Origin of the sequence: Paraburkholderia diazotrophica (assembly GCF_900108945.1) — a bacterium.
Lineage (GTDB): Bacteria > Pseudomonadota > Gammaproteobacteria > Burkholderiales > Burkholderiaceae > Paraburkholderia > Paraburkholderia diazotrophica.
The window spans coordinates 1-5836 of sequence record NZ_FNYE01000085.1; the positions used below are offsets into that span (position 1 = coordinate 1).

6 protein-coding genes are annotated in these 5836 nt (G+C 63.6%); 4 read left to right on the forward strand and 2 right to left on the reverse strand.

All coding sequences use genetic code 11. The annotated features are described in order from the left end of the window. The 3 genes from BMW76_RS39670 to BMW76_RS39680 form a co-directional block, all read left to right on the forward strand. Nucleotides 1-290: thiamine pyrophosphate-dependent enzyme (locus tag BMW76_RS39670; protein WP_245763584.1), on the forward strand; the 290-nt coding region annotated here is incomplete at its 5' end. 87 nt (nt 291-377) lie between these two features. Continuing rightward, nucleotides 378-1412: a phosphate acetyltransferase gene (gene pta, locus BMW76_RS39675; RefSeq protein WP_090874129.1), complete on the forward strand. Its 1035-nt coding sequence runs from the start codon at nt 378-380 to the stop codon at nt 1410-1412. Between the two features lie 36 nt (nt 1413-1448). Then, nucleotides 1449-2210, forward strand: coding sequence for a sulfite exporter TauE/SafE family protein (locus tag BMW76_RS39680; RefSeq protein WP_090874130.1), 762 nt, complete (start codon nt 1449-1451; stop codon nt 2208-2210). 13 nt (nt 2211-2223) lie between these two features. On the opposite strand, the gene BMW76_RS39685 is transcribed toward BMW76_RS39680, so the two are convergent. Both BMW76_RS39685 and BMW76_RS39690 read right to left on the reverse strand, forming a co-directional pair. Continuing rightward, nucleotides 2224-3960 (reverse strand): cobaltochelatase CobT-related protein, encoded by a 1737-nt coding sequence (locus BMW76_RS39685; RefSeq protein WP_090874131.1) that lies wholly within the window; start codon nt 3958-3960, stop codon nt 2224-2226. After that, nucleotides 3957-4946 (reverse strand): AAA family ATPase, encoded by a 990-nt coding sequence (locus tag BMW76_RS39690; protein WP_090874132.1) that lies wholly within the window; start codon nt 4944-4946, stop codon nt 3957-3959. Before BMW76_RS39690 ends, BMW76_RS39685 begins: the two co-directional genes overlap by 4 nt. Nucleotides 4947-5126: 180 nt before the next feature. On the opposite strand from BMW76_RS39690, the gene BMW76_RS39695 reads away from it, so the two are divergent. Then, on the forward strand, nt 5127-5836 hold a 710-nt coding region (locus BMW76_RS39695; protein WP_245763585.1), incomplete at its 3' end, for a thiamine pyrophosphate-binding protein.

Sequence of the window (5836 nt, forward strand, 5' to 3'; positions counted from 1 at the left end):
GCGCGGAAAAGAAGAACCAGGTGGACTTCTACAACCGCCGCTTCGTCGCCGGCGAACTGGACAATCCGAGCTTCGCGGGCATCGCGAAGGCGATGGGCGCCGAGGGCATCGTCGTCGACCGGCTCGAGGACGTCGGCCCGGCACTGAAGAAGGCGATCGACCTGCAGATGAATCACGGCAAGACCACGATCGTCGAGATCATGTGCACGCGCGAACTGGGCGATCCGTTCCGCCGCGATGCGCTGTCCAAGCCCGTGCGCCTGCTCGACAAGTACAAGGACTACGTCTGATCCAGCCGTCCCCGCAGCGCGGCGTTCCCCGGCAACTTCTGACCCTGCCGGGGAATGCCGCTTGTACCATCACAGCCTATCGCAGCCATGAAGCCCATCTACCGCATCATCGAGAGCGCGCGTCAGTCGCCCATGCGCATCGTGCTGTGCGAGTCCGAGGACGCGCGCGTGCTGCGCGCCGCACAGCGCGCGACGCAGGAAGGCATCGCCCGTATCGTGCTGGTCGGCGACACTGTGCCAACCCGCCAGGCAGCAGAGAAAGAAGGCGTCGATCTCACCGGCATCGAGCTTGTGACGCCCGCGACCTCGCCCCTTTCCCGGCAATTCGCCGATGAACTGTTCGCGCTGCGAAGCAGGAAAGGCATGACGCGCGACGAGGCGCAGCGAGAAGTGCTCAATCCGCTTTGCTTCGCGAACCTGATGGTGCGTCTCGGGCACGCCGACGGATCGGTTGCGGGCGCGGTCAACACCACGGCCGACGTCGTGCGCAACGCGATTCAGATCATCGGCATTCGCCCGTCGTTCAAGCTCGTGTCGAGCTTCTTTCTGATGATGCTGTGCGAGCCCTTCCATACGATGAAGGGCGGACTGATCTTCTCCGACTGCGCGCTCGTCGTCGAACCGGACGCCGTGCAGCTCTCCGAAATCGCGATGGCCGCCGCGGACAGCACGCGCGCGCTGCTGATGGAAGAACCCAAAGTGGCGATGCTTTCGTTCTCCACAAGCGGCAGCGCTCACCATGCCGCAGTCGACAAGGTCGTCGAGGCGACACGTCTCGTCAAGGAAGCACGCCCGCATCTGGCCATCGACGGCGACGTGCAGCTCGACGCCGCGATCGTCGCCGAGATCGCGATGCGCAAGGTTCACCATTCGCAGGTCGAGGGTCACGCAAACACGCTGATCTTTCCGAGCCTCGAAGCGGGCAATATCGGCTACAAGCTCGCGGAGCGGATCGGCGGCGCGAAGGCCATCGGCCCCTTGCTGCAAGGCCTGCAAAAACCCGCCAACGATCTTTCGCGCGGATGCAGCGAAGATGATATTTACTACGTGATCGCAGTAACCTGCGTACAGGCACATGCAGCGCTCGGAGTCCTGCCCGCAGATGAACACGCATCATCATGACTCGAAAGCAGGTGTCAGAAGGGGCATGCCCCCATCATGACCCTGGACAAGCTGATTCCTCTTCTGGCGCTGATGGGCGCCGCAAGCTATTTCCAGACCGTGACGGGCTTCGGGCTCGGCATGATCGTGATCGGTGTCGCAAGCGGAACGAACCTCGCACCCGTTGCAAGCGTGGCTGCGCTCGTCAGCGTCGTGACGCTCGCGAACTGTTCGATCGCCCTGCCTGGCAAGCTGCATCACGTCGATTGGCGCGCGGTGGGCGCTGCCACGCTCGGCATCGTGCCTTCCGTGATTGCGGGCGTCGCGCTACTCGATTACCTGAGCGCCGCTGCATCGGTAATGCTGCATCTGCTGCTGGGTATCGTCGTGCTGTATGGCGGCATCAGCTCGGCGTTGCGGCCCGCGCCACTCGAACAGCGCTCGGGTAATCGCGGCTTTTTCATGAGCGGTGTGTTCGGTGGGCTGCTGAGCGGCATGTTCGGCATATCGGGGCCGCCACTCATCTATCAGTTCTATCGACAGCCCCTGTCCGTCACGCAGATCCGCTGTGCGCTAATCGTTCTGTTCGGCGAGACCGCCGCGATCCGCACGGCATTCAGTGCCGCGGCGGGCCAGTTGAATGCCGCGATCTGGATACAGGCAGCGATTGCGTTGCCCGTCGTCAGCCTGGCGACACTGGCGGCGCGTCATCGACCGCCGCCGCTGTCAGGCGTGATGACGCGGCGCGTTGCGTTTGCCGTGCTGGTGATCATCGGAGGACAGCTCGTGTTGACCTCCGTCTGGCGGCTCGTCGTGTAGCGCTTATCTGGCGCTATCCGCCGCGCCCTCCGCCAGCACCGATCAAGCCCACGATTTCGGCAAGCAAGGCCATGTCAGGCGCCGTCGAAAGGTCCACGGCCAGCGAATGCCGATAGTACGGACTGAGATCGAGCCCGATACCGAGCCCCATCACTTCGATATCCCCTGCGGCCTGCTGCTCGGCGATCACCTGCTTCAGATGATTGTCGAGGTAGTAGGCGTCGTTGGCCTGATGGGTCGCGGCGTCCATCGGGCTGCCGTCCGATACGACGATCAGAATGCGCCGGTTCACGGCATGCGCACGCGACCTGTTGCACGCCCACTCGATGGCTTCGCCGTCCACGCCCTCGCGAAAGAGATCGCCCTTGAGCATCGCGGCGATATCGGCGCGCGCGCGTCGCCAGCCCGTTTCGGCATCCTTGAACACGAGATGGCTCACTTCGTTCAGGCGCCCCGGATGAGGCGGCCGCCCCTGTGCCAGCCAGTCGAGCCGCGCGCGGCCGCCGTTCCATGCGCCTGTCGTGAAGCCCAGCACTTCGCTTGCGATGCCCGCCGAATCTAGCGCCCGCGTCAGCACATCGATAAGCATCGCGACAGGTTCTATCTGCGCTCGCATCGAGCCCGAGCAGTCGATCAGAAAGCTCACCATCGATTCGGCAATCAGCGTGTGCTGCTCAAGGCGAAAGAGGCGCCGCTCAGCGGGCGAGCTGACGAGTTGCGCGAGCCGCCTTCCGTCGATGCGTCCATGCTCTTCGCCAAAAGACCAACCGTCGCGCTGCGGCACGGCGAGCGCGGCCTTCAACGCGCGCGCGAGACGCGGCACATTGAGCGCCTGTGCACCGATGCGTTCGTCGAGGCGTTCGCGATACTCCGCAAGCAACGCCTTACGCACGAGCGTTGCCGTATAGAACTCGCGATCGTAGCGAGTCGTGAAGACCCGATAGCCCTGCTCCGACGCTCGCAGCACGCAGCTTTCGCCCGTGTGCGCGAGCGTGATGCCTTCCTCGTCTCCGTCTTCGAAGTCGAGAAAGAGTGAGAACGCATTGCGCGCCGCGTCGTCGTCTGGCTGATCTTCGGCTTCGTCGGGCAGACGTGCGGCGCGTTCGGCGTCGATCATCTCGCTGATCTGCCGCGCCAGCTCGAGCGCGTGTTCCGCGAACGCGCATTGGTCGCCACGCGTGCGCCGCATGCCGGCAAGCGGCGCGCCGATCGCGGGCGCAATGGAAGCCCGCGTCGCTTCTATCAGACCTTCCGTTTCCTCCAGCACCGGCCAACCCGACAGACGCGACCAGCACATCTGCGCAACGGTATAGAGCAGCAGTCCGAGATGTCCATCGACGATCCCGGACCGATGCATGTCGCGCGACCACGCTTCGAAGCGGCTCCGCAGATTCTGCGCAAGCCCCGGCATGCCTTCGGGCAACAGCGATTCGCAACGCAACTGTTCGAGCAGCTCGAATAACAGCCGCTGAACGGAACCGTCGGGCAACAGCCGACGATGCAGTCCGGCATCGGAATGCCGTACCCGCAATGCCGCGCCATCCGCGGCGCCGCGCAACGACGAGAGCGTATCCCCTGTGGCCGCGGCGCGCAGATGCGGCGCATGAATGGGCAGCGGCTTCATGTTCCGGCACAGTCGACCGTTGCTGTAATGCAAGGCGGCATCGCCCGTGAGCGCGCGCACGGTCGACGCACGCAGCGCCTCGCCGCGCGCAGCGCGCCGGGCCGCTTCGCGATCGGACGACTTCATGGCGTTGCCAGGCTGAGCGCCTTGCCGCTTTCGAACGAAGCCAGTTCCTTGCCGAACGCGCGCTGGAAGTATTCGGCGACGACCGGCCGCTCGGCTTCGTCGCACTTGTTCATGAACGTCAGGCAAAACGCGAGGCCCGGATCGCGAAAGATCCTGATATTCTCCGCCCAGTTGATCACGGTGCGTGGCGACATCAGCGTCGACAGATCGCCTGCCGCAAAGCCTTTGCGCGTCAGTTCGGCGACGCTGACCATCGATTCGACCAGCGCGCGCCCTGCTGCGTCGTCGAGCTCGGGTGCACGCGCGAGCACGATCGCCCGCTCATCGTCGCGCGACAGATAGTTCAGCGTCGCGACGACGTTCCAGCGGTCGATCTGCGCGTGATTCAGCGTCTGCGTGCCGTGATAGAGCCCGTTGAGGTTGCCGAGCCCGATGGTGTTGGTCGTCGCGAACAGCCGGAAACACGGATGCGGATGAATCACGCGGTTCTGGTCGAGCAGCGTGAACTTGCCGTCGGTTTCGAGGATGCGCTGGATGACGAACATCACGTCGGGGCGACCCGCATCGTATTCGTCGAAGATCAGCGCGACGGGGCGCTGCAACGCCCAAGGCACGATCCCTTCCTGAAACTCGGTCACCTGATGATCGTCGCGCACGACGATCGCATCTTTGCCGACGAGATCGAGCCGGCTGATGTGGCCGTCCAGATTGACGCGAACGCACGGCCAGTTCAGGCGCGCGGCCACCTGTTCGATGTGAGACGACTTGCCCGTGCCGTGCAGCCCTTGAACCATCACACGCCGGTTGCACATGAAGCCGGCGAGAATCGCCAACGTCACCTCAGTGTTGAAGCGATAGACCTCGTCGATTTCCGGAACATGATCGTCTCGCTCGCTGAAGGCGGGCACTTTCAAATCGACATCGATGCCGAACACGCTGCGCGCGTCCACGATGCGATCCGGCTTGCTACTCACGATATCGGTCATTTCCATCCCCCTGTTCGAACGCGATCACGAACGCATGCCTCATCATAACGTCATTATTTTTTAGATACAAATTGTTCCGTTAATTGTTTTTATGGGTTGACCATTGCCTTTTTTCATTCTAAATTTTGCTCGTACATGTTATTTGGAACAGTACGTTCCGTTTAATTAACTGGAGACACCATGAGCGAGCAAGATCCGGCCACTTCCGCCCCGCATGCCACCGCCGTCAGCCTTGGTCCGCAGGCCATGACCCCGTCCGAAGCCTTTGTCGAAACGCTGGCCGCCAACGGCGTGACGGAGATGTTCGGCATCATGGGCTCGGCCTTCATGGACGCGATGGACATCTTCGCGCCCGCCGGCATCCGCCTGATTCCCGTCGTCCACGAACAGGGCGCCGGTCACATGGCCGACGGCTATGCGCGCGTCTCGGGCCGCCACGGCGTGGTCATCGGCCAGAACGGCCCCGGCATCAGCAACGCCGTCACCGCGATTGCCGCCGCCTACTGGGCGCACAGCCCCGTGGTCATCGTCACGCCCGAGGCGGGCACCATGGGCATCGGACTCGGCGGCTTCCAGGAAGCGAAGCAGCTGCCGATGTTCCAGGAGTTCACCAAATACCAGGGCCACGTCACGCATCCGGCACGCATGGCCGAATTCACGGGACGCTGCTTCGACCGCGCGATGGCCGAGATGGGGCCCACCCAGCTCAACATTCCGCGCGACTACTTCTACGGCCAGATCAGGGCCGAGATTCCGCAGCCGCAGCACCTCGATCGCGGCGCGGGCGGCGAGCAGAGCCTGAACGAAGCGGCCGAACTGCTCGCGCAGGCGAAGTTCCCCGTGATCATCTCCGGCGGCGGCGTGGTGATGGCCGACGCCCTCAGCGAATG